At 65.1% G+C, this 19116-nt stretch carries 19 protein-coding genes; 14 read left to right on the forward strand and 5 right to left on the reverse strand.

The features are described from left to right. Nucleotides 1–215: 215 nt before the first annotated feature. From CVN68_RS06775 to CVN68_RS06815, 9 genes are all read left to right on the forward strand, one after another. Entirely contained in the window at nt 216–422 is a 207-nt protein-coding gene (locus tag CVN68_RS06775) for a YdcH family protein (RefSeq protein ID WP_233503615.1), read from the forward strand. Between the two features lie 90 nt (nt 423–512). Next, nucleotides 513–1148 carry a Bax inhibitor-1/YccA family protein gene (locus tag CVN68_RS06780; protein ID WP_100284261.1) on the forward strand — a complete coding sequence of 212 codons (636 nt, stop codon included), beginning with the start codon at nt 513–515 and terminating at the stop codon, nt 1146–1148. Between the two features lie 4 nt (nt 1149–1152). Further along, nucleotides 1153–1455, forward strand: a complete 303-nt coding sequence (locus tag CVN68_RS06785) for a TFIIB-type zinc ribbon-containing protein (protein WP_100281516.1) — start codon at nt 1153–1155, stop codon at nt 1453–1455. A 116-nt stretch (nt 1456–1571) separates the two neighbouring features. Continuing rightward, nucleotides 1572–2915: a glycoside hydrolase 5 family protein gene (locus CVN68_RS06790; protein ID WP_100281517.1), complete on the forward strand. Its 1344-nt coding sequence runs from the start codon at nt 1572–1574 to the stop codon at nt 2913–2915. 200 nt (nt 2916–3115) lie between these two features. Further along, nucleotides 3116–3901 carry a uroporphyrinogen-III C-methyltransferase gene (cobA, locus tag CVN68_RS06795; RefSeq protein WP_100281518.1) on the forward strand — a complete coding sequence of 262 codons (786 nt, stop codon included), beginning with the start codon at nt 3116–3118 and terminating at the stop codon, nt 3899–3901. Continuing rightward, on the forward strand, nt 3898–4194 hold the full coding sequence (locus CVN68_RS06800; protein ID WP_100284262.1) for a DUF2849 domain-containing protein: 297 nt from the start codon (nt 3898–3900) through the stop codon (nt 4192–4194). The genes cobA and CVN68_RS06800 overlap by 4 nt, the downstream gene beginning before the upstream one ends. A 1-nt stretch (nt 4195) precedes the next feature. Then, entirely contained in the window at nt 4196–5827 is a 1632-nt protein-coding gene (locus CVN68_RS06805; protein ID WP_100281519.1) for a nitrite/sulfite reductase, read from the forward strand. A 126-nt stretch (nt 5828–5953) separates the two neighbouring features. After that, on the forward strand, nt 5954–6382 hold the full coding sequence (locus CVN68_RS06810) for a DUF934 domain-containing protein (RefSeq protein ID WP_100281520.1): 429 nt from the start codon (nt 5954–5956) through the stop codon (nt 6380–6382). After that, entirely contained in the window at nt 6375–7154 is a 780-nt protein-coding gene (locus tag CVN68_RS06815) for a phosphoadenylyl-sulfate reductase (protein ID WP_100281521.1), read from the forward strand. The genes CVN68_RS06810 and CVN68_RS06815 overlap by 8 nt, the downstream gene beginning before the upstream one ends. A 105-nt stretch (nt 7155–7259) precedes the next feature. Here CVN68_RS06815 and CVN68_RS06820 read toward each other — a convergent pair whose 3' ends face one another. The 4 genes from CVN68_RS06820 to CVN68_RS06835 all read right to left on the reverse strand — a co-directional run bounded on the left by CVN68_RS06820 (nt 7260) and on the right by CVN68_RS06835 (nt 14123). Further along, nucleotides 7260–8219, reverse strand: a complete 960-nt coding sequence (locus CVN68_RS06820) for a DUF1521 domain-containing protein (RefSeq protein WP_100281522.1) — start codon at nt 8217–8219, stop codon at nt 7260–7262. A gap of 123 nt (nt 8220–8342) precedes the next feature. Then, nucleotides 8343–9620, reverse strand: a complete 1278-nt coding sequence (locus CVN68_RS06825) for an Hsp70 family protein (RefSeq protein WP_233503616.1) — start codon at nt 9618–9620, stop codon at nt 8343–8345. 97 nt (nt 9621–9717) lie between these two features. After that, nucleotides 9718–12219 (reverse strand): TonB-dependent receptor domain-containing protein, encoded by a 2502-nt coding sequence (locus CVN68_RS06830; protein WP_100281523.1) that lies wholly within the window; start codon nt 12217–12219, stop codon nt 9718–9720. A 407-nt stretch (nt 12220–12626) separates the two neighbouring features. After that, nucleotides 12627–14123: a replicative DNA helicase gene (locus tag CVN68_RS06835; RefSeq protein ID WP_100281524.1), complete on the reverse strand. Its 1497-nt coding sequence runs from the start codon at nt 14121–14123 to the stop codon at nt 12627–12629. An 81-nt stretch (nt 14124–14204) separates the two neighbouring features. Between CVN68_RS06835 and CVN68_RS06840 the strand changes: the two genes are divergently transcribed. From CVN68_RS06840 to dcd, 5 genes are all read left to right on the forward strand, one after another. Continuing rightward, on the forward strand, nt 14205–14687 hold the full coding sequence (locus tag CVN68_RS06840) for a UPF0262 family protein (protein ID WP_100281525.1): 483 nt from the start codon (nt 14205–14207) through the stop codon (nt 14685–14687). Between the two features lie 27 nt (nt 14688–14714). Next, a complete protein-coding gene (locus CVN68_RS06845; RefSeq protein WP_100281526.1) occupies nt 14715–15380 on the forward strand; it encodes a DUF6624 domain-containing protein in 666 nt (221 codons plus the stop codon). A 73-nt stretch (nt 15381–15453) separates the two neighbouring features. After that, entirely contained in the window at nt 15454–15894 is a 441-nt protein-coding gene (gene cdd / locus CVN68_RS06850) for a cytidine deaminase (protein WP_100281527.1), read from the forward strand. A 57-nt stretch (nt 15895–15951) separates the two neighbouring features. Beyond that, a complete protein-coding gene (locus tag CVN68_RS06855; RefSeq protein WP_199560228.1) occupies nt 15952–17910 on the forward strand; it encodes a sialate O-acetylesterase in 1959 nt (652 codons plus the stop codon). Nucleotides 17911–17969: 59 nt separating this feature from the next. Beyond that, nucleotides 17970–18521 (forward strand): dCTP deaminase, encoded by a 552-nt coding sequence (dcd, locus tag CVN68_RS06860; protein WP_100281528.1) that lies wholly within the window; start codon nt 17970–17972, stop codon nt 18519–18521. Between the two features lie 204 nt (nt 18522–18725). On the opposite strand, the gene CVN68_RS06865 is transcribed toward dcd, so the two are convergent. Continuing rightward, the gene (locus CVN68_RS06865) at nt 18726–19079 is read right to left on the reverse strand and encodes a tetratricopeptide repeat protein (protein ID WP_100281529.1); all 354 of its coding nucleotides are present in this window, start codon (nt 19077–19079) and stop codon (nt 18726–18728) included. Nucleotides 19080–19116 lie beyond the last annotated feature (37 nt).

Below are 19116 nucleotides of genomic sequence, written 5' to 3' on the forward strand. Positions count from 1 at the left end.
CGATTGCCGCCGCGCTGCGCATTGAATCCTTAACCCCGTCCCCCTAAATTGGTCTTGCGGGACCGGGCCCCTCTGGCGGTGGCTTCATCTGAAGCGCCGTGATGTCGGACCGCATCGAGCTAGCTCGGTGCAGGTTTGGCGGCTGTCCGCCACCACCCCTCACCGAGAAACCGGCTCGATCGATGCAACATCGATGGGAGTGGCGTGTGAGTAATTTGATCGAGCGGCTGATCGCCGCGCACCGTGTCCGGAACCGCGAAATTCGCGCCGAGCTTGCTCGCCGCGTGCCAGATCGCCTCCGCTTGACGCAGCTCAAGAAGGAGCGGCTCGCGATCAAGGACCGGCTCTTCCGTCATTTCCCCGATGCGGCCGAGATGCGCCGCATCGCGCGCGACGCCCTGCGCCGCGCCCGCCACGCCTAGGAGAAACCACCAGTGGACAATCTTTCCGCCTTCAACCGCAGCGCCGCCGCTTCGGCGCAGGTCCGCTACGATGAGGGCCTGCGCCGGCACATGCTCGGCATCTATCGCAACATGGGGATCGGCCTCGCCATCACCGGGCTGGTCGCGCTCGCGGTCGCCAGCACGCCCGCGCTCGTCGCATTGATCTTCGGCACCCCGCTCAAATGGGTGGCGATGCTGGCGCCGCTCGCCTTCGTGTTCTTCTTCACCTTCCGCATCGAGCGGATGACCACGGCGACCGCCCGCGCGACCTTCTTCGCCTTCGCGGCGGTGATGGGCGTCTCGATGGCGAGCATCTTCCTCGTCTTCACCGGCACCAGCATCGCGATGGCGTTCTTCACCGCTTCGGCGATGTTCGCCGGCCTCAGTCTCTGGGGCTACACCACCAACCGCGACCTCACCGGAATGGGCACCTTCCTGATGGTTGGCCTGATCGCCGTGATCGGCGCCAGCCTCGTCAATCTGTTCCTCGGATCGAGCCTGCTCCAGATGGCGCTGTCGGTCGTCGGGGTGATCGTCTTCGCCGGCCTCACGGCGTGGGACACGCAGCGGCTGAAGAGCGAGTATCTCGTTTATGCCAACAGCCAGGCGATCGAGAAGATGGCGATCATGGGCGCACTGTCGCTGTACCTCAACCTGATCAACATGTTCCAGCTGCTGCTGGGGCTGATGGGCGAACGGGAGTAATCGCATGACCGGCAACTTCACCTGCCCCGTCGACGGCACCAAATTGGTGCCGATGGAGCGCTCGGGCATTGAGATCGATCATTGCCCCAGCTGCCGCGGCGTCTGGCTCGATCGCGGCGAGCTCGACAAGATCATCGAGCGGAGCGCCGTCTCTGTGGCGCCGGAGCTCCCCCAACAATCGCGGCCGGCGCCCCAAGCCGCGCCGTGGCCGGAGCAGCGACCGCATTATGACGATCGCCAGCGCCATCATGGCGGGCAGTATCCGCACAAGAAGCGCAAGTCCTTCCTCGAAGAGCTGTTCGACTAAGCCCCCTTACCCCCGAACAGTTCCAACCTGCCCGTCGCCGATCGCTCGGCGGCGGGCTTTTCTTTGCCCGGTCGCGGCCGCTATCGTCGTGCGGCAACGGTCCGGGAAAGCAACACATGGTCACGCGCAGGTCGCTCATCGGCACTTCAGCTGCAGTCGCGGCGACTTTGGCCCTCCCCCTTCACGCCGCCGCGGCACCCGCCTTCGTGCGGCGCGAAGGCACGCGGCTTCTGCTCGGCGGCCGGCCCTATCGTTTCGCAGGCGCGAACCTGTGGCACGCGGCCTGGCTCGGCGCCACCGCGCCGTTCGGCGATCGCGCGCGCCTCACCCGCGAACTCGACATGCTCGCCGCGACGGGAGTGACCAACCTGCGCATCCTCGCCTCGGCCGAGGATTCGCCGCTCAAGAATTCGGTCAAGCCGGCCTTCCATGGCGCGGCACTCGACTCCGCCGATCCGGCATTGCTCGACGGGCTCGATTTCTGCCTCGCCGAGATGCGCAAACGCGGCATGAAGGCAGTGATCTACCTGACCAATTTCTGGGAATGGTCGGGCGGGATGATGACCTATCTCTATTATGTCACCGGCAAGTACATGGACGTCAACGATCCGGCACATCCATGGCCGGCCTTCCCCAACGCCACCGCGCAATTCTATGCCAATCCCAAGGCGGTCGCGCTCAATCACGCATGGGTCCGGCGCATCGTCGGCCGCACCAACGCGATCACCGGCACCGCCTATCGCGACGACCCGACGATCATGGCCTGGCAGCTCGCCAACGAGCCCCGCCCCGCCGGCGAAATCGCCACCGCCACGCCTTTGCTGCCCGCTTATTATGCGTGGATCCAGGGCACTGCGAAGCTGATCAAGTCGCTCGACTCGAACCATCTCGTCTCGACCGGCAGCGAAGGCCTCAAAGGCAGTGTCGAGAGCGCCGACATATACCGGACCGCACACGCCTTTGCGGAGATCGACTATCTCACCGCGCATATCTGGCCGCTCAACTGGAGCTGGGTCGACGCGAAAGACATAGTCGGCACCCACGCCGCCGCGACCGCCAAGGTCGCCGAATATCTCCAGCAGCATCAGGCGCTGGCGAAGGAGATCGGCAAGCCGCTGGTGATCGAGGAATTCGGCTATCCGCGCGACGGCGGCGGTTACGATCCGCAAGGAAGTACGCGCTTCAAAGACCTCTATTACCAGCAGATCTACGATGCCGTGCTCACCAGTGCGCGCACCGGCGGACCGGTCGTCGGCTCGAACTTCTGGGCGTGGAACGGCGAAGGCCGCGCGGTCCATGGCGATCATCGCTTCAAGCCTGGCGACACCGCCTGGCTGGGTGATCCCCCGCACGAACCGCAGGGCTGGTACGGCGTGTTCGACAGCGACGCGAGCACGCGGGCGGTGATCAAGGCGCATGCCGACGCGCTGGCTACGGTCGGAGAGGCGATCGCGACATAACAACAACTGTCACCCCGGCCTTGTGCCGGGGTCCACCGGGAGACAAGCGAGCCCCTTCGAGACGAGAACGCGTCGGGCGGGGCACAATGGCCCCCGGCACAAGGCCGGGGTGACGATTAGAGGCAGAACAAACTTCACCTTCCGTCCCCCCAAACAAGCCTCCGTTGCCCCTCGCGCGTCAGAAGCCCATCTGCCTCACCATGGCATCCCTGCTCGATCCTTCCGCGCGTGGCCGCGTGATTCTCGTCGGCGCCGGCCCCGGCGATCCGGGCCTGCTCACCGTCCGCGCCGTCGAGGCGTTGCGCGAGGCCGACGTCCTCGTCCATGACGGCCTCGTCGACTCGCGCGTGCTCGATCTCGCTCCGCAGGCGCACCGCATTTCGGTCGCCAAGCAGCGCGCCCGCCACACATTGTCGCAGGACGCGATCAACGCACTGATCATCGCGCATGTGAAGACCGGCGCCATCGTCGTCCGGCTCAAGGGCGGCGACCCGTTCATCTTCGGCCGCGGCGGCGAGGAAGTGGAAGCGGTGCGCGCCGCCGGCCTGCCGGTCGAAGTCATCCCCGGCGTCTCCGCGGCACTCGGCGCCGCCGCCGAGGCGATGCTGCCGCTCACCCATCGCGACTGGTCGAGCGCGGTCAGCTTCGTCGCCGGCCAGTGCAAAGGCCTGTCGGATCAGGACTGGTCGGGACTTGCCGGCAAGGGCCGCACCCTCGTTATCTACATGGGCGTCGCCAATTGCCCCGCGATCGCCGACAAATTGATGGCCGACGGCGTCGCGCCCGACATGCCGGTGGCGGTGCTCGAACGCGCCACGCTCGAAGGGCACCGCGCGATCCGCACCCTGCTCGCCGATCTCGGCGATCTGGTCGAGCGCGAGAAGGTGAAGAGCCCCGCGATCATCGTGGTCGGCGAAGTCGTTCGCCTCTCGGACGCCGAGGACAAGCTGATCCAATGGGCGCGGATGGCGGAGGCGGCGCAATGAAGATCCTGACCGGAAACGATCTCGCCGCAGGCGACGTCACATGGTGGACCGGCGAAGGCTGGTCGCGCCATATCGAGGCGGCCGTCGATGTCGGCGATCAGGGCGAGGCGATCGCGCATGCCGAGGAAGGCGCCCGACGAGTCAACGCGCCCTATGTGATCGACGCCACCGAGACCCCCGATGGCCCGCGCCCCGCACACATCAAGGACCGTATCCGCGCGCTTGGCCCCACCGTCCGGGCCGATCTCACGCTGAAGCCCGCCGATCCGAACGCGGGGAGCTGGGTGATCTGACATGTACAAATACGACCAATATGATCACTCGATCGTCGCGAGCCGCGTCGAGGAATTCCGCGATCAGGTGAACCGCCGCCTCGCCGGCCAGATCACCGAGGACCAGTTCAAGCCGCTGCGGCTGATGAACGGACTCTATCTCCAGCTCCACGCCTATATGCTGCGCGTCGCGGTACCCTATGGCACGCTCGACAGCCGCCAGATGCGAATGCTGGCGACGATCGCGCGCAAGTACGACCGCGGCTATGGCCATTTCACTACGCGTCAGAACATCCAGTATAACTGGATCAAGCTCGACGAGGCGCCCGATATCCTGGCGGACCTCGCCACGGTCGAGATGCACGCGATCCAGACCAGCGGAAACTGCATCCGCAACATCAGCAGCGACCAGTTCGCCGGTGCCGCAGCCGACGAGCTCGTCGATCCGCGTCCCTGGGCAGAATTGCTCCGCCAGTGGAGCACTTTCCACCCCGAATTCACTTATCTGCCGCGCAAGTTCAAGATCGCGGTGATCGCCGCGGACGAGGACCGCGCGGCGATGCGGCTCCACGATATCGGCATCCAGATCGTCGAGAAGCATGGCGTTAACGGCGCGAAGATCTTCGTCGGCGGCGGTATGGGTCGCACCCCGATGGTCGCGCCCGAGATCAAGGATTTCGTGCGGCTCGAGGACCTGCTCAGCTATGTCGAGGCCTGCCTGCGCGTCTACAATCGCTACGGCCGCCGCGACAACATCTACAAGGCGCGGATCAAGATCCTCGTCCACGAGATCGGTGCCGACGAATATCGCCGCCAGGTCGAGGAGGAGTTCGTCGCGGTGAAGGCGCTGGGCATCGATCCACCAAAGGCCGAGTTCGACCGCATCGCCGCCTATTTTGCGCCGCCCGCATGGGAGTCCGGTCTCGCCGACACGATCGACCGCAGCGACCCCGATTTCGCGGTCTGGCTCGATCAGAACGTCTCGGCACACAAGGCACCGGGCTATGCTGTCGTCACGATCAGCCTCAAGCCAGCCGGCGGCATCCCAGGCGACGCCTCGGCCGATCAGATCGACCTGATGGCCGATCTTGCCGAGCGCCTCAGCTTCGACGAGCTTCGGGTCACCCATGCGCAGAACATCGTCCTGCCGCATGTCCGCAAGGCCGATCTCTACGCATTGTGGGAGCAGCTTCGCGAGGCAGGCCTGGCCGAGGCCAATCTCGACCTGATCAGCGACATCATCGCCTGCCCCGGTCTCGATTATTGCAGCCTCGCCAATGCCCGCTCGATCCCGGTGGCGCAGAAGATTCATGCCCGCTTCGCCGATCTCGGACGCCAACGCGAGCTGGGCGAATTGAAGCTCAAGATCAGCGGCTGCATCAACGCCTGCGGCCACCACCATGCCGGCCATATCGGCATTCTCGGCGTCGATCGTAAAGGCACCGAGAACTACCAGCTGCTGCTCGGCGGATCGGGCGCGGAAGACGTCAGCCTCGCCAAGATCACCGGCCCCGGCTTCTCCGAGGACGGCATCGTCGACGCGGTCGAGACTGCGACCAACGTCTATCTGCGCGAGCGCACTGAGGGCGAGCGCTTCCTCGACACCTATCGCCGCATCGGCATGGAGCCGTTCAAGGAGGCGCTCTATGGTTGATCTGTATCCGGCGCTTGCCGCCATCGCTCCGCTTGCGGGAGGGGTCGGGGGAGGGCCTGAAATGGAGGGCATGGCGCTAGCGGCCAGCCCCTCCCCTATCCCCTCCCGCAAGCGGAAGGGGAACAAATGACCGACACACTTCTCCGCTTTCGCGACGATGAGCTCCACGAAGAGCCCGCGGTCACGCTCGATTCGTTTCTAGGCCAGTCCAACGCCACTGCGGTTCGCATCGAATCGGGAGAGGATGCGCGCGTCCTGCTCCCCCATCTCGAGCGTCTCGCGCTCGTCGAGGTGAGCTTCCCCAAATACCGCGACGGCCGCGGCTATTCGACCGGGCGGATCCTCCGCGAGGCGGGCTATACGGGCGAATTGCGCGCGCAAGGCGACGTGCTGGTCGACCAGATCCCGCTGATGCGCCGCTGCGGGTTCGACAGTTTCGCGCCTGAGGCGCCGGTCGACGCTGCGGTGCTCGAAGCCAGTCTGGCGCGCTATGCGGATGTCTATCAGCCAGCCGCCGACGCGCACGTGCCAGTGTGGAAGCTCCGTCATGGCTAATCTCGCGGCGCGGACTATCGACCGGCTGGACGTGTCTCCGCGCTTCAGCGAGCAGGACGCGATCCGGCTCAACAACATGTTCCGCGGCAGCTCGACCGACGAGATGCTGCGCAATGTGCTCGGCGAGCACATGATCGGCGATGTCGCGATCGTCTCGTCGTTCGGCGCCGAATCCGCCGCCCTGCTCCATCTCGTCGCGTCGATCGATCCTTCGGTGCCGGTGCTGTTCCTCGATACCGGCCGGCATTTCCCCGAAACGCTCGCCTATCGCGATCAGCTCGTCGCGCGGCTCGGCCTGAAGGATTTCCGCAACCTCCAGCCCGACGCGGAGGTGGTCGCCGCGCGCGACGCCAATCAATTGCGCTGGTCGTTCGACCCCGACGGCTGCTGCGAGATCCGCAAGGTCGTGCCGCTGGCCAATGCGCTCGCCGGCTTCGACGCCACGATCACTGGCCGCAAGGCGTTCCAGGCGAGCACCCGCAACGCGCTGCCGCGCTTCGAGATCGACACTTCGGACGCGTCGGGTCGACTCAAGGTCAACCCGCTCGCCGACTGGACCAAGGCCGATCTCGACGCGTATTTCGCCGCGCATGATTTGCCGGTGCATCCGCTGGTCGCGCAGGGCTATCTCTCGATCGGCTGTGCGCCGTGCACCAGCGTGGTCAAGCCGGGCGAAGACCCGCGCGCAGGCCGCTGGCGCGGCTGGGACAAGACCGAGTGCGGCATCCACACTCCGATCCCGGACGGCGACCCCAACCAGCCTTCGTTCTGAGAAGAGCGAGAAGCGCGCTACAACAAACCATCGTCACCCCGGCCTTGTGCCGGGGTCCACCGGGCAAGATCGGGACAAGATCGGGATCGGCTGGCGGGTTTGCGGCTACGCCTCAACAACGATCGTGAGATTCTCGCCAGCGGAGGTGTGGACCCCGGCACAAGGCCGGGGTGACGTTATGGGGTAAGGGTCGGTCGGGTCCGTCTCAGAAAAGCACCGGCAACCGCGGCAACGCCTGGCCGCGGCCATTATCCCCCGCGCCTCGACCCCAAGGCTGCCGAACAGCGCCGCTCCGCCGAGGAATGCCCCCAGCAGGAAGCTCAGCCCCACCAGCGTCTCGCCCTCCGACGAACCCGGCCCGAAGATCTGCCCCGGCTTGGTCAGGTTGAGATCGGCTTGGGTTGCGACTTCACCGGTATAAGCCGAGCGCCAGCCCGCGCCGCTGGCATTCTCGTGGAGCACGAAACCGTCGTCATTCGCCCGGTCGAGCGCGTGGCCGTTGCTTCCCATCGTGATCGAGAGATCGCCCAGATCCTGCTGGCTCAGCCCCGTCACCTCGATCGCCTGGTTCCCCTTGGTGATTGCCACCGAGCTGGCGAAATAGACGTCGGGATTGCCCTTGCCCTGCTCGGTGTTGATCGTGATCTTGGTACCGTTGTCGAGCGTGAAGGTGGTCGTTCCCCAGAAATCATAGACGTGCTTGCCGTTCACATCGACATGCGGATCGCCCCAGATCCGGGTGGTCTCGCCGGTATTGGCGTTGGTGATCGTCATCTCGCTGTTATTCTCGTTGAGCTGCAGACTGTAGCCGTCGCCGAGATCGATCGAGGCCTTGCCCTCGCTGCCGGTTTTGACCGTCCAGCTCGCCTGGGTCTCGCCGCCGCAGCGCGCGTCGACATTCCAGCCGTGCGGAAAGCAGCTCGAGGCGAATGGCCCCGCGCCCAAAGGATTGAGCAATTTGCCCGCGATCCCCGCCGCGAGCACGAAATTAGCCGAGGCCGAGCCGGCGGCCAGCGCCTGGAATGCGCCGAAGGATGCAGTGCTGTTCGCAGCGATCATGGTCATCTCGCGTCCCCTGTGGATGGTGAACACAGGGACGTTACGCTGCCGGATGGATCGGCGCGCTCCGCATTCCGACTAGAGCCGCTAGTCGCTTCGACTAGTCGTGCAGGCGCCTCGGCCCGCCGCTCAGCTCGCCCAGGCGGCGACGTCTTCTTCTTGCGCCACCATCGCCAACCCGTGTGCGATCGAAGTGAGTTCGCCGCCGCTGCCGATCCGGTCCTCGTCGAAGCGCCGGACGAAGATGTCGCGCACTGCCGGGATGAGAGACGAGCCGCCGGTCAGGAACACCCGATCGATCGCGGCCTCGCTTACCCCCGAAGCGGCCAGCGCCCGGTCCACCGTCGCCTCGATCCGCGCGAGATCGGGTGCGATCCACGCCTCGAATTCCTCCCGCCGCACCTCGGTGGCTAGCTTCACCCCGCCGCCTTCGAAGCGGAACTCGGCCTGCGCCACGCTCGACAGCGCGCGTTTCAGCTTGCCGACCGAATCGTACAGCCGATAGCCCAGCTCATTCTCGATGATCGCGACCATCCGCCCGATCGCCGCCGGGTCCTCCGCCGTGCGCTGCAGCTTGTGCAGCGCCTCGAGCGTGCGCCGATTGCGCATCAAGGCGAGGCGCGACCAATCGCCGAAATCGGCGAAATAGCCGCCGGGGATCTCGAGCATTTTGTCGAACGAGCGATAGCTGCCGCCCTTGCCGAGCAGCGGCAGCACCAATTGGTCGATGATCCGATAGTCGAAGCGGTCGCCCGCGACTCCGATGCCCGCATGCCCGAGCGCGGTACAGCGCCGCGCGGCGCCCGGCGCCTCGACCCGCATCACCGAAAAGTCACTGGTGCCCCCGCCGAAATCGGCGACGAGAAGCGTCGTGGGATCGCTCAGCCGCCGGGCATAGCTGAATGCCGCGCCGATCGGCTCGTAGACATAATGGATCTCGCCCCCGAACCCGGCGAACATCGCGTCATAGCGCGCGCGCGCCAGCTTCGGATCGGGCCGGCTGCCGGCATATTCGATCGGCCTGCCCACCACGATCCGCTCGGGCCGGCTGTCGAGCTTGCCGCCCGCATGCCCTGCCAGCTTGTCGAGAAAGGTCCGCCCGAGATCCTCGAACCGTAACCTCTTGTCGAACACCGACGCATGCTCGAACGCAGCGCTCGCCGCGACCGACTTGAACGACTGGAGGAAGCGGCTCCCTTCCGGATATTCGAGATATTCGGCGATCGCCCAGGGGCCGGCCTCGACCTGCACCCCAGCATCTTCCCAGAAGCACAAGGCCGAGCGAAACACCGCGCTGACCGCATCGGGACCCGCGAATTCGACCATCTCGGGCCCCTCGCCCGCTTGCGCGAGCGCGACGACGCTGTTGGTCGTTCCGAAATCGAGCCCGAGGGCGGAGGCGGTCACGCGGCGCGGTCCAATCTGAAGCTGCGAACGGACGGCGCCTATGGCCGAGTGGAACCACGCTTCGCAAGGACCGAGTGGCGGACGCCCCCGCTGTGGGTCAGAAATCGTACCGCAAGGATGCCGAGACGGTCCGCCCGTTGATCGCGCGTCCCCAGCCGATCCCGTTGGCCGGAACCTCGCTCTGGTTGATCTCGAAGAAGCCCAAGGTATTGAACAGATTGTTGGCGTTGAGGCTCAGCTGGACGCGATCGATCGGGCGGACCTGGAGGAACGCATTCACCACCGTAAACCCGGGCATCTTGAGCAAATTACTGTCCTGCGCATAGCTGCTGGTCACCGTGACCACGTTCGCGCCGAAGGTGGCGCTCTCCAGCTCGATCTGCGGCGTGGCCTGCAAGGTCCATGCCGGCTGATGCCGCGGCTCCTTGCCGGTCAGGTTCGCATCGAGCTTGTCCTCGGTGATCTTCGCCGTGGTCCAGGTGGCGCCCGCCATGATGCTGAACGGACCCCGGCGGAAGCTGCCCTCCATCTCGACGCCCTTCGCGCGATAGGCCCGAATCGTCGCGGTCGCGGCGCCATTCAGCACATTGTGATCGTCGGCATTGGCGAGGAACGCAGTGACGTTGAGCGTCGCGCCGGCCTGGCGGAACTTGAACCCGCCTTCGAGCTGGCGGACTTCGTCATATTTGTCGCTCGCGATCGGCACGCTGCCATCGACCACGCTCACCGCCGGCGTGAACAGGATCTTGTCGGCATTGGCGCGCGCGCCGCGGCTATACCGCCCGAAGAGCGAGAAGGGCTCGGCGACGCGAAAATTGATCCCGGTCGAATAGCTGAGATAGCCGTAATTATAGTCGACCGGCGCCGGCCGATCGAGCGGCAGAAACGCGACGCGCCTTTCGGGGGCGGAGATTACGCCGTCGCCGTTGACGTCGTACGAGATCAGCCCGACGCGGCCATCCCCCAGATCGGCACCGGTCAGCGAACCGCGCACCTTGCCGAAATCATAACGCACGCTGCCGCCCACTGCGATCTTGCCGATATGGTAGTTGAACGAGCCGTAAGGCGCGGTGATGTCGTATTTGACGTCGAAGATGCGGCGGAACTTGCTGCCGTTGCGGCTGAACGCGTAAAAGCCGTCCTGCGTCTGGGCCACACCCGCGGCGCTGGTCACATTGACCATCGCGGTCTCGCCATTGCCCGCCACATCGGTGTCGATCGCCGAGTGCAGCCATTCGGCGTTGAGGTCCTGGATCGCCTTGTAGATGCCGCCGGTGACCGTCAGATTGCCGCCGCCCGCTTTCCACACCCGCGTGGCGCGCAAGTCGTTGGTGAAATAGTCGAGTGAGCGCGCCCGCGAATGCGAGATATAGTTGAACGAGAGCAGGCCGTTGCCGTTGGCATTCGCCGGGACGAGCTGGCCCGCATTCGGGCCGTTGGCATAGCGCGCCGTCGCGCCGGCACCCGCCTGCGACGCCGCGATCGCCGCCACGGTGTTCACCGCCGAGGGGAAAGCGCGCTGGAATTCGCCCGAATTGGCCGAAAAGCGCGCGCGCTCGCTCACTGTCCAGTCACCGAAATCGAACTGCGCCTCGAGCCCGATCATCTTGGAGGTCGCGTGCTGGCCGGTATCGGTTCCAAAGCGGCGCAGCTTGTTGTCGCCGTCCAGCGTCGTCACCGGGCCAACATTGGGCGACAGTATCGAATCGCTGCGGACGTCGAAATTGGCGAAGTTGGTGAAGATCGGCTTGTCGTTCGTGCCGGTGATCTTGATGTAATAAGGCGCGAAGGTCGGCGAGCGATCGTTGAGATACTTGGCGTGGATGCGCACATAGCCGTTGTCGAACTGCCGGGTGATGTTCGCCTTGATCTGCCCGCCCTTATAGCCGGTATAACCAATGTCGCGCGGCCCTTCGCCCGAGCGATAATAGCCGCCGACGTGGAAGCGCAGCGTATCGCTGAGCTTGCGGCCGTAATCCATGTCGATGCGCTTCTCGCCATAATCCAGCCCGGTGGTGAACTGCACCGCGCCGCCTTCGACATCGCCGGTCTTGGAGATGATGTTGATCACGCCGCCGGGCGCATTGGACGAGAAGGTCGATCCCGAACCGCCGCGGATCGATTCGATCTGCGCGGTGTTGAAATCGGCGCGCAGGAACACGTCGGAGCCAACGTTGAAGATGTCGCCGAACTCGAGCACGGGAAGTCCGTCCTCCTGAAACAGCATGTACTTCGAACCGCCAGCGGCAAGCGGGAGCCCGCGCACGGTGTAGTTGGCGTTACCTTCGCCGATCCCGGATTCGACGCGCAGGCCAGGCATCGCGCGCAGAATATCGCCGAGCGGACGCGGTCCGAGCTTCGCGGCCTCGCTGCCCTTCAGCGCGCTGGTCGAGGTCGCGCTGTCGAGACGATCGCGGCCCTTCGCGACGCCGGTTGAAAAGACGTCCTGCGCCGCCGCCTGTTTGGCCGCAGGCTTCGCATCGGGCTCGGGCGCATCGCTTTGGGTTGTTGCGCCCGCAACGTCGCCGCTTGCTTGCGCGTAACAGGGATGGGCAATAACGCTCGATGTAAATGCAAGCAGAAGACAGCGTACTTTCACGATAAACCCCTCAGGTCTATTTGGAAACTTGGTCTGCCTTGATTTATAGGTGAAACTCGCCAGCCCACGGACTTCAGCTGAAACATTTTCGAAACAAGTGGCTATATGACAACTGTCAACGTTGCCAATTGGCACGACAGCAAAATCGTTCCGCCTAAGACTAGTATATATACTTACATCGTATGATGCCGGTGGGGCCGCCGGGTGTGATTCGCCACCATTTGAACATAGCTATGCCTGCTCCCATGAGCGCCGGATCGGCCTGTGCCGTTCCCGCTCTTCGACGCCCGCCGGCGCACGTCTTCGCGCCGTGTTATTTCCTGACTGCGAGAATTGATGGCGAATTCGCATGAAAATGCGTCGCCAGACATCCGATATACGACAAGATCGCTCGTGCGATTCGCCGCTCAATAATCCTCGTGCGCGAGATCGCTGAACTTGGTGAACTGGCGATCGAAGCGCATGTGCACCGATCCCGTCGCGCCGTGGCGCTGCTTGGCGATGATCACCGTGGCCTTGCCCGATACTTCGAGCTGCTTGGCCTGCCACGCCTCGTACGCCATCCGCTCCTCGGCGGTCTCGGTGCCGTCGGGCGTCTTGGTCGGCGCCTTGAAGTCGTGATAATATTCGTCGCGATAGACGAATAAAACGATGTCGGCGTCCTGCTCGATCGAACCCGACTCACGAAGATCCGAAAGCTGCGGCCTCTTGTCCTCGCGGCTTTCGACCGCACGGCTGAGCTGCGATAGCGCGAGCACCGGCACGTTGAGTTCCTTGGCGAGCGTCTTCAATCCGCGGCTGATCTCCGAGATTTCCTGCACGCGGCCGTCGCCCGATGCCTTGGCGCTGCCGGTCAGCAGCTGGAGGTAGTCGACGATCACCATGCCGATCTTGTGCTGGCGCTTCATCCGCCGCGCGCGGGTGCGCAACGCCGCGATGGTCAAGCCTGGCGTATCGTCGATGAACAAGGGCAGCCGCTCGAGATCGCCCGCCGCGCGCGCGAACTTCTGGAATTCGGCATGGCTGATCTGCCCGGTGCGCAGTTTCTCCGAGACGACTTCGGCCTGTTCGGAAAGGATACGCATCGCCAGCTGATCGGCCGACATTTCGAGGCTGAAGAACGCCACCGGCGCGCCGATCGACTTCTCTTCGGGGATGCCGCCCTCGATATCGTCGGCATATCTTTTAGCCGCATTGAACGCGATGTTGGTCGCGAGCGAGGTCTTGCCCATGCCCGGACGCCCGGCGAGGATCAGCAGGTCGGATCGGTTGAACCCGCCGGTCGAGGCATTGAGGTCGGTAAGCCCCGTGGTGACGCCGGAGATGCCGCCGCCCGAATTCATCGCCTTCTCGGCCTGCCGCACGGCCAGCGTCGCCGCACGCGTGAACGACTTCAATCCGCTGTCCGAATCACCCTTCTCGGCGACTTCGTAGAGCTTCATCTCGGCCTGTTCGATCTGCTTGGCCGGGTTGATGTCCTGGCTCGTGTCGAGCGCGCCGTCGACGAGGTCGCGCCCCACCGTCACCAGCGCGCGCAGCATCGCAAGGTCGTAGATCTGGTCGGCGAACGAGCGCGCGCCGATCAGGCTCGCCGGATTCCCGGTGAGCTGCGCCAGATAGGCCGGGCCGCCCAATTCCTTCATCGCCGGATCGGCGGCGAACAGCGGACGCAGCGTCACCGGGGTGGCGAGCCGATTGTCGCCGACCATCGTCGCGATCGTGTCGTAGATCCGCCCGTGCAGCGGTTCGAAGAAATGCTCGGGGCGCAGTTTCTGGAGGACGTCCTCGGCGACGCGGTTGTCGATCATCATCGCGCCGAGCAATGCGGCCTCGGCCTCGACGTTCGCCGGCAGGCTGACGCCTTCGGGAGTCTCGGGAGCGGGAAAGGGAATCGGTTGCGCCATCTCGCCTCCAGTCGCCCACGCGGCGTCCGGCTTCAACCGTCACGCTTGTGGATAACGTGCATGAGCGGATAGGAGCCAGCAATGGCCGATGCGCGCATCATAGACGTAACGCTCGACGAGCGCACGATCCTGTGGCGCTCGGCCGATATCGAGCAGGAACGCCGGATCGCGATCTTCGATCTGCTCGAGGAAAATCGCTTCGCTCCCCAGCGCAAGCATCCCGACGGTTATGCCGGCCCCTACAAGCTCCATTTGCGAGTCGAGGAAGGCCGGCTCGCGCTCGAGATCCACCGCGCCGACGATTCGCACCTCGAGACTCTGGTGCTCGGCCTCGCCCGTTTCCGGCGCCCGATCCGGGACTATTTCGCGATCTGCGACAGCTATTACCAGGCGATCCGCAACGCCTCCCCCGCGCAGATCGAGACGATCGACATGGCCCGGCGCGGGGTACACAATCAGGCCGCCGAGCTGCTCCAGGAGCGGCTCGAAGGGAAGATCGAGGTGGATTTCGATACGGCGCGCAGGCTGTTCACGCTGATCTGCGTGCTGCACATCAAGGGGTGAGCGAGCCGCCCCGCATCGGAGTAGTGGATGATCGGACTGTTCCTCGCGCTGACGGCATCCTGCAGCCATGCCGACCCGAAGGTCGCGGATATCCTTGGGCGTTGGTGTGGCGCGATTCAGGAAGTGGAACGACAACGGCCGATCTCCGGCGCCAATCTGCGCGTCAGGATGCACCATCTCATTCGGCTAGACGAAGTGACGCGCCAAAATCTCTGGATGATCGAGGACCCGACACTCAATCTGGAGCAGAGGCGTATCGTAGAGGAAACGCTCGGCGCATCGCTCGTTGAGCTAGACGCCCGAAACACCGATGAACTCAAGAAGCTCCTTCCAAAGTCCGGCTGGTTCACCAATCGCCGGCACGGCAGGCAGGTCACGCATGGGGCGTGGCTGATTGCCCAGCATTCGCCCGATAACGGTTTGCGGGAATATGCCCTCGGCAAGATGTTCGTCTTGCTGCGATCGGGAGACGTAGAAGCGCGGGATTATGCGCTGACCTTCGACCGTGTGCAGGTGCGAAAGGGCTTGCCACAGCGATATGGCAGCCAGGCCCGATGTTTCGAGGGGCGCCTGGTTCTGCAACCGATCGAGAATGAAGCGGCAGTCAATTCGCACCGAGAATCGATAGGATGGGCGCAGACGCTTGAGGAAACCCGTGGCGATCTCGAGATCGGGAAGCCCTGCAACGCATAGCGGACGATCCGCAGCCTCTGGCCCCTCGCGGAGCGATGTGGCAGTCGCGGCGACGGCATGAAGGATTGATGGGATGAACGACGACACCGCCCGCGCATTGATCGACGCGGCAAGGCTGGCGGCGAAGAACGCTTATGCCCCCTATTCGAACTTCGCCGTCGGCGCGGCGGTGCTGCTCAGCGACGGCAGCGTCGTCACCGGGGCCAATTTCGAGAATGCCAGCTACGGCCTGTCGCTCTGCGCCGAGACGGTGGCACTGGCGACGGTCAACGCACAGGGGCGCTTCCGCGAGGTGGTGGCGATCGGTGTGATCGGCGGGCGGATCGGCCATGCCGACACCGCGCCGGTCAGCCCGTGCGGGCGCTGCCGGCAGATCATCAACGAAGCGGCGCAGGTCGGCGGGCGCGACTTGCCCGTCTATTGCGCGGGTGCGGAAGGCGACGAAATCGCGACGTACGCGCTCTCCGAACTCCTCCCTCACGCCTTCGGGCCCGCCGATCTCGGGATCGCCTGAGCCGGCTTGCCAATGCCTCCGCCGTCGTGCTCTGTTAGCGCTAACGGAGGAGATGCCATGAAGATGCCGTGCCGGAGCGCGCTCGCGCTGCCGATCCTGCTCGCCGCGCCCGCGTCCGCGCAGGAGGCGACGCCTTTGCTCCATCCGATGTTTCAGGATCACGGCGTGCTACAGCGCGACCGGCCGATCGCGATCTGGGGCGATGCACCGGCCGGCGAGAGCCTGGAAGTCACGTTCGGGGACAAGAAAATACAGGCCCGCGCCGACAAGGTGGGGCACTGGCAGGTCGAGCTTCCGCCAATGCCGGCCGGCGGCCCCTATGCGCTCAGCGTCGTCACTCGCGGCGGCAACAGCCAGCGTGCCGAAGACCTGCTGGTCGGCGACGTCTGGTTATGCTCGGGCCAGTCGAACATGGAATATCCGGTCAGCGGCGTGCTCGGTGCCGCGGGCGAGATCGGCAAGGCGAACGATCCCGAGATGCGGCTGATGACGGTCGAGAAAAAGACCAGCCTCATTCCCGAGCGCCACTTCCCCACCCCCGTCCAATGGCAACCGGTAACCCCGAAGACGGTCGCCGATTTCTCCGCCGCCTGCTATTTCATGGCGCGCGATCTGCGCGCCTCGCAGAAGGTGCCGATGGGGCTGATCGATGCCTCGTGGGGCGGCACGGCGATCGACGCCTGGCGCCCCGAATCCGCACTCGTCAAGGATCCCGCGGCAGGTGCCGACCTTGCGTTGCTCCGCACCTATCGAACCGATCCCGCCAAGGCGAGTGCGCTCTTCGGCGAACGCTGGGCGGCCTGGTATCGCAGCAAATCGGGCGACACCCTCGGCATCGAGCCGTGGCAGCCGAACCCGCCCGGTGATTGGCGCCCGCTGCCTTCGTTCGACCCCTGGGAGAAGTGGAGCGTTGCCGAGTTGGCGCAGTATAACGGGATGCTCTGGTATCGTAGCGAGGTCACGCTCACCGCCGAACAGGCGGCGAAGGCCGGAACCCTCGCGCTGGGCCCCGCCGACGACATGGACGCGAGCTTCGTCAACGGCGTGCCGGTGGGCGTCACTTATGCGTGGGGCGTGCCCCGGCGCTACGCGCTGGCGCCCGGCACGCTCAAGGCGGGCAAAAATGTCATCGCAGTCGGGGTGCTCGACACCTGGGGCGAAGGCGGGCTGCTCGGCACCGCCGACCAACGCGCGATCAGCTTTGCCGACGGCACCAGCGTGCCGCTCGCCGGCCCCTCAGGCTGGCGCTGGCGTAAAGCACCGGCAGGCGTCGGCGATCCGCCGCACGCGCCGTGGGAGGCGATCGCCGGTTTCTCCGGCATCTACAATGCGATGATCGCCCCGATCGGCGGCTACGGATTGCGCGGTGTGGCCTGGTATCAGGGGGAAGCCAATGCCGGATCGCCCGACGGTTATGCGCGCAAGCTCGCCAGCATGATGGCGGCATGGCGCAGCCAATTCGGCCAGAGCAACCTGCCCTTCCTCGTCGCCCAACTGTCGAGTTGGGGTCCGCGCGTCTCCAAACCGGTCGAAAGCGGCTTCTCGCAGATCCGCGACGAGCAGCGCCGGGCCGTGGCCGCCGATCCGCATGCCGCGCTCGCCGTGACGATCGATCTCGGCGACGTCGTCGATATCCATCCGGCCAACAAGCAGGACGTCGGCCACCGCCTCGCGCGCGGCGCCGAGGCGTTGACGTATGGCGGCAAGGCCTCGCCCTCCGGTCCATGGCCGGTCGAGGCGCGGCGTGAGGGCGCAAATATCCGCATCCGTTTCACCGGCGCGGACAAGGGCCTGATCCCCTACAGCGCCGCCCGGCCGATCGGCTTCGAGCTTTGCGGCGTCGTCCCCGGCAGTTGCCGCTTCGCCACCGCAAGGCTCGCAGGCACCGACGTGCTGGTCGCCACCGGCGCCGGCCCCACCGATCGCGTGCGCTTCTGCTGGGGGGACAGCCCGATCTGCAATCTCTACGACGGCACCGGCCTTCCCGCGACGCCGTTCGAGTTGCCGGTCCGTTAGCCCTTGCGGAGCGTCGCGCTTCCCGCGAAACGAGGGGCCACACTCGTCCGGAGCCCCGAATGATCCTTTCCGACCGCTGGATTCGCGAACAGGCCCTTGCCACCAACATGATCGAGCCGTTCGTCGAGGCGCAGCGCCGCGAAGGATGCATCAGCTACGGTCTGTCCTCTTACGGCTATGACGCGCGCGTCGCCGACGAGTTCAAGATTTTCACCAATATCGACAGTTCGGTCGTCGATCCCAAGAACTTCGACTCGAACAGCTTCGTCGATCGCAAGACCGACGTCTGCATCATCCCGCCCAACAGTTTCGCGCTGGCCCGCACAGTCGAATATTTCCGCATCCCACGCGACGTTCTCGTGATCTGCCTCGGCAAATCGACCTATGCGCGCTGCGGGATCATCGTCAACGTGACTCCGCTCGAGCCCGAATGGGAAGGCCATGTCACGCTCGAATTCTCGAACACCACGCCGTTGCCCGCCAAGATCTACGCCAATGAAGGCGCGTGCCAGTTCCTGTTTCTCAAGGGCGATCAGCCCTGCGAGACGAGCTATGCCGATCGCGCGGGCAAATATATGGGCCAGCGCGGCGTGACGCTGCCGCGGCTGTGATGCGAGTTCGATTTTAAGGTCCTCGCTCCACCCGATCGTCATCCCGGCCCAGGGCCGGGATCCACCGGGAGGCACACAATAGCCTGGAGATGAGAGGGCCGCCGATGCGGCACCGTGGACCCCGGCCCAAGGCCGGGGTGACGATGTTTATATGTGCAGGCGCCGAATTCCTTGCCCACAAGACGGCCGGCGCTCCCCGCGAAATCAGCGCGCGCTGAACTGGACCGTGTCGAGCCGGCGCAGGCCACGCTGCGCAAGTGCGTGCGAGCCGGCGGTTTGTTCGGCGCTGATATCCATCAACACGTCATTCTGGCCGAGCACCTTGGTGTAGAGGCTGCGCGCCTCGCTGGTGCGGCCAGTCTTCGCATAGACCGCGGCAAGGTTGAGCAGCAGCTCGGGGCGGCCGGGATGGACGCGCAGTTCGGCCATGAGCTTCGATTCGGCCTGGGCAAAGTCGCCCTGCGCGATCTGTGTGCTGGCGACGGCGCTGTCCTGCGCCTGCGCTGGAACTGCCGCGACGAACGACGCGGCGGCGACGAGAACGAACCCGATACGCATGGCACCCTCCTGAATCATTGCATCACGGTGACTCTTC

This window comes from Sphingomonas psychrotolerans (assembly GCF_002796605.1).
In the GTDB taxonomy this organism is placed as follows: Bacteria; Pseudomonadota; Alphaproteobacteria; order Sphingomonadales; family Sphingomonadaceae; genus Sphingomonas; species Sphingomonas psychrotolerans.

What these genes read in the sequence shown, in the direction of transcription:
- CVN68_RS06815 (WP_100281521.1), top strand. Translation starts at nt 6,375, where the DNA reads ATGGCTAATCTCGCGGCGCGGACTATCGACCGGCTGGACGTGTCTCCG.
- CVN68_RS06855 (WP_199560228.1), top strand. Translation starts at nt 15,952, where the DNA reads ATGAAGATGCCGTGCCGGAGCGCGCTCGCGCTGCCGATCCTGCTCGCC.
- CVN68_RS06835 (WP_100281524.1), bottom strand. Translation starts at nt 14,123, where the DNA reads ATGGCGCAACCGATTCCCTTTCCCGCTCCCGAGACTCCCGAAGGCGTC.
- cdd (WP_100281527.1), top strand. Translation starts at nt 15,454, where the DNA reads ATGAACGACGACACCGCCCGCGCATTGATCGACGCGGCAAGGCTGGCG.
- CVN68_RS06785 (WP_100281516.1), top strand. Translation starts at nt 1,153, where the DNA reads ATGACCGGCAACTTCACCTGCCCCGTCGACGGCACCAAATTGGTGCCG.
- CVN68_RS06800 (WP_100284262.1), top strand. Translation starts at nt 3,898, where the DNA reads ATGAAGATCCTGACCGGAAACGATCTCGCCGCAGGCGACGTCACATGG.
- CVN68_RS06810 (WP_100281520.1), top strand. Translation starts at nt 5,954, where the DNA reads ATGACCGACACACTTCTCCGCTTTCGCGACGATGAGCTCCACGAAGAG.
- CVN68_RS06780 (WP_100284261.1), top strand. Translation starts at nt 513, where the DNA reads ATGCTCGGCATCTATCGCAACATGGGGATCGGCCTCGCCATCACCGGG.
- CVN68_RS06865 (WP_100281529.1), bottom strand. Translation starts at nt 19,079, where the DNA reads ATGCGTATCGGGTTCGTTCTCGTCGCCGCCGCGTCGTTCGTCGCGGCA.
- CVN68_RS06805 (WP_100281519.1), top strand. Translation starts at nt 4,196, where the DNA reads ATGTACAAATACGACCAATATGATCACTCGATCGTCGCGAGCCGCGTC.
- CVN68_RS06820 (WP_100281522.1), bottom strand. Translation starts at nt 8,219, where the DNA reads ATGACCATGATCGCTGCGAACAGCACTGCATCCTTCGGCGCATTCCAG.
- CVN68_RS06790 (WP_100281517.1), top strand. Translation starts at nt 1,572, where the DNA reads ATGGTCACGCGCAGGTCGCTCATCGGCACTTCAGCTGCAGTCGCGGCG.
- CVN68_RS06845 (WP_100281526.1), top strand. Translation starts at nt 14,715, where the DNA reads ATGATCGGACTGTTCCTCGCGCTGACGGCATCCTGCAGCCATGCCGAC.
- cobA (WP_100281518.1), top strand. Translation starts at nt 3,116, where the DNA reads ATGGCATCCCTGCTCGATCCTTCCGCGCGTGGCCGCGTGATTCTCGTC.
- dcd (WP_100281528.1), top strand. Translation starts at nt 17,970, where the DNA reads ATGATCCTTTCCGACCGCTGGATTCGCGAACAGGCCCTTGCCACCAAC.
- CVN68_RS06840 (WP_100281525.1), top strand. Translation starts at nt 14,205, where the DNA reads ATGGCCGATGCGCGCATCATAGACGTAACGCTCGACGAGCGCACGATC.